Origin of the sequence: Shigella sp. FC1967 (genome assembly GCF_001743005.1) — a bacterium.
GTDB lineage: Bacteria > Pseudomonadota > Gammaproteobacteria > Enterobacterales > Enterobacteriaceae > Proteus.
The window spans coordinates 1-3,526 of the sequence record NZ_MIIZ01000770.1 but is presented as its reverse complement, the minus strand read 5'-3'; the positions used below and the strand labels follow the sequence as shown (position 1 = coordinate 3,526).

Here is a 3,526-nt window from a genome sequence, read left to right as displayed (position 1 = left end):
AAAAGGTTAGACCCACAATACCCGCCAGAAATTCAAAGGAAGGCCAAGACAGTGTAAGTCCTAAAAATGAAACTTCATGAGGCGTATTTAGCCACATCATTGCGCTTTGTGGCAGTATTTCTCCTGAGGCGAAATACCAAAAAAAGAGTTGGACTAATAACGGTGTATTCCGAAATAACGATGTATAGGTTGCAGCTAACCAGCGTAATGGGGCAAAAGTGCTATCTCTTGCAGCACTAAGGGCGAAGCTCATTAATGTTGCAATGACAATAGTCCAAAAAGAGATAAGCAAGGTGATGAGAAAACCGCGCCAGAGCCAGCTTAAATAGTGTGGCTCAAGAAGGTAATGTGAAAGAAATTGCTCAAACATATATAGACCTATTGTAGACACCAAACCCCGCAGAAGCGGGGTAGGTGTTTTAATAAAGGAATAACTTTATTTTTAATAAAAGAAGAAAGTTATTACGCTTTAAGGATCAAGACTGTGGTGTTTGCTCTGATAATGGGGCAAATTTGAAATCGCCACGAGGCTGAGCTGATTTTGTTTCAGGGCCAAACCAACGGTTGTAGATCTCGTCTGCTTTGCCTTCTTTTTCCAATCTTAATAGCGTGTTATTGATTTCATTAATTAAACGTTCTTCACCTTTAGCCGCAGCGACGGCTTGGTATTCACGTGTAATGCTAAATGATGACACTTCAAAATCTGCTTTAATGGCATCAGGAAGATTTGCTAATAAACCCACTAATTTTGCATCATCTTGTGTGATGGCTTGTACGTTACCGTTACGTAATGCAGCGAATGCGAGTGGTGTATCGTCATAAGAGATCACTTTGGTGTCGGGATAGCGTTCACGTAAAGTGATTTCTTGAACAGTCCCTTTATCGGCACCAATACGCAGTGAATGAATTTGTTCTGGATGAGTTAAAACGCCTTTACGTGCAATAAATTTTTGCCCAGTTGCAAAGTAAGGAACAGAGAAGTCAACTTGCTTCGCTCGTTCATCAGTAATAGTGAAGTTAGCGGCGATTAAATCGACTTTCTTAGAACTTAAAAGTGGGATACGGTTTGCTGGGTTAGTTGGACGTAGTTCCAGTTTTACGCCTAAATCTTTGGCGATCTCATTGGCGATATCCGCATCATAACCTGCGAGTTTTTTGGTTTGAGGATCAATAAAGCCAAAAGGAGGATTGCTATCGAAAATCGCGATACGTACTACACCGGCTTTTTTTATATCATCGAGCTTATCGGCTTTTGCAATACCAGAAAATAGTACAGAGCCTGCAATTAATGCGGTTGCCAAAACACGTAATTTCATTATTCACCCCAAAGAAAAGAATTATCATCGTTATGTTGGATATCACGCTATCAAGTTGATCTAAGTTCATAAAATAATAAAAATTGATATGTATATGCTTTTAAGGAATAAGATGAGAAGAAGCGTTGAGCTATAACGGCATTCATTTATGAGAGAATAAAAAAACAGCGACATAAGTGTCGCTGTTTTGAAGAATAGAAAAAGAGGGAGAACGTTATTTAGAGGTGTTGCTGTCATCATTTTTTGTGAGCATTTTTTCAACTTGATCGCCGCCTAAGTGACGGAAATCATGACCTTTTACGTAATAGAAAATAAATTCACAAATGTTCTGGCAACGGTCGCCAATACGTTCAATTGAACGGGCACAAAATAGTGCGGTTAGCACGCTTGGGATGGTACGAGGATCTTCCATCATATAAGTCATTAATTGACGGACGATACCCTCATATTCGTTATCAATTTTAGCGTCTTCACGATAGATACGTACGGCTTCATCTAAGTCCATGCGTGCAAATGCATCAAGAACATCATGAAGCATTTGTATGGCATGTTGACCTAACGATTCTAAGCTCACGAGCAGTGGCTGATGTTGGTGTGAAAATTTTTCAAGCGCCGTTTTACAGATTTTTTCAGCGACATCACCAATACGTTCTAACTCAGCGATTGTTTTTGATATCGCCATAATTAAACGTAGGTCACTCGCTGTTGGCTGGCGTTTAGCAATAATTCGCATACACGCATCATCAATGGCAACTTCCATCATATTGACATTATGGTCACCTTGAATAACTTCATTTGCCAATGCTTGGTCTTGATTATGCATTGCCATAATGGCTTTTTTCAGTTGCTCTTCAACAAGCCCACCCATAACCATCAGCTCGGTACGGATATGCTCTAATTCAGCATTAAATTGACCAGAAATATGCTTATTGTGATTTAAATTATCCATTTATTGCCTCGTTATCAGCCATAACGCCCAGTGATGTAATCTTCAGTTTGTTTTTTCGCAGGACGCGTAAATAACGTATCCGTATCGCTAAATTCAATTAACTCGCCTAAATACATAAATGCAGTGTAATCGGAACAACGTGCCGCTTGTTGCATGTTATGTGTCACGATAACCACGGTATATTCTGATTTGAGTTCGCTGATAAGTTCTTCAATACGGCCTGTTGAGATTGGGTCAAGTGCTGAACAAGGCTCATCAAGTAATAAAACTTCAGGACGAATAGCGATACCGCGCGCGATACATAAACGCTGTTGTTGACCGCCTGATAGACTATATCCACTCTGATGTAATTTATCTTTGGTTTCGTTCCATAATGCGGCTTTAGTCAACGCCCACTGAACGCGTTCGTCCATATCCGCACGAGACAATTTTTCGAATAAACGTACACCAAAGGCGATGTTGTCATAAATAGACATTGGGAAAGGTGTTGGCTTTTGGAATACCATTCCGACTTTGGCACGTAATAGCGCAATATCTTGCTTATCTGTTAGGATATTGTTGCCATCTAGCAGGATTTCACCTTCTGCACGTTGTTCACCATAAAGCTCATACATTTTATTAAAAGTACGCAGTAAGGTCGATTTACCGCAGCCTGAAGGGCCGATAAATGCAGTCACCTTATTTTTGGCAATATCTAAAGAGATATTTTTCAGCGCATGGAATTTACCGTAGTAGAAGTTCAAATCACGAACTTGAATTTTATTTCCTGCGTTATCATTAGCCATAATCATTCAACGTCTCTCTTGCTTAACTTTCTGCGTTAACCGTGCTTGCGTTTAGCAAACAGCACGCGCGCAATAATATTGATAAATAGAACACAGAGGGTGATAAGTAATACGCCAGCCCAAGCAAGCTCTTGCCATTGTGCAAAAGGACTCATGGCGAACTTAAAGATAGTTACAGGTAAGTTAGCTATCGGTTCGTTTAAGTCTGTGCTCCAGAATTGATTTGATAGTGAAGTAAATAACAGTGGCGCAGTTTCACCTGCAATACGTGCAATCGCTAATAACACACCTGTAATAATGCCTGATACCGAGGCTTTTAAGGTGATTTTAGAGATCATTTTCCACTTTGGTGTCCCTAGTGCGTAAGCGGCTTCGCGTAAGCTATCAGGGACTAACTTCAACATATTTTCAGTAGTACGAATAACGATAGGAATTTGCAGTAACGCTAATGCGATAATTCCAGCCCATCCTGAAAA

At 40.1% G+C, this 3,526-nt stretch carries 5 protein-coding genes; all 5 read right to left on the bottom strand.

Annotated features, from left to right (window positions below):
- A partial coding sequence (locus BHE89_RS12545; protein WP_141008295.1) for an ABC transporter permease subunit occupies positions 1–370 on the bottom strand: 370 nt, incomplete at its 3' end.
- A 106-nt stretch (positions 371–476) separates the two neighbouring features.
- A complete protein-coding gene (locus tag BHE89_RS12540) occupies positions 477–1,316 on the bottom strand; it encodes an ABC transporter substrate-binding protein (protein WP_069369537.1) in 840 nt (279 codons plus the stop codon).
- A 214-nt stretch (positions 1,317–1,530) separates the two neighbouring features.
- The gene (gene phoU / locus BHE89_RS12535; RefSeq protein WP_069369538.1) at positions 1,531–2,265 is read right to left on the bottom strand and encodes a phosphate signaling complex protein PhoU; all 735 of its coding nucleotides are present in this window, start codon (positions 2,263–2,265) and stop codon (positions 1,531–1,533) included.
- 14 nt (positions 2,266–2,279) lie between these two features.
- Positions 2,280–3,056 carry a phosphate ABC transporter ATP-binding protein PstB gene (gene pstB / locus BHE89_RS12530; protein WP_006534565.1) on the bottom strand — a complete coding sequence of 259 codons (777 nt, stop codon included), beginning with the start codon at positions 3,054–3,056 and terminating at the stop codon, positions 2,280–2,282.
- 29 nt (positions 3,057–3,085) lie between these two features.
- Positions 3,086–3,526 (bottom strand): ABC transporter permease subunit (locus BHE89_RS12525; protein ID WP_128860519.1); only part of this gene is annotated, 441 nt, incomplete at its 5' end.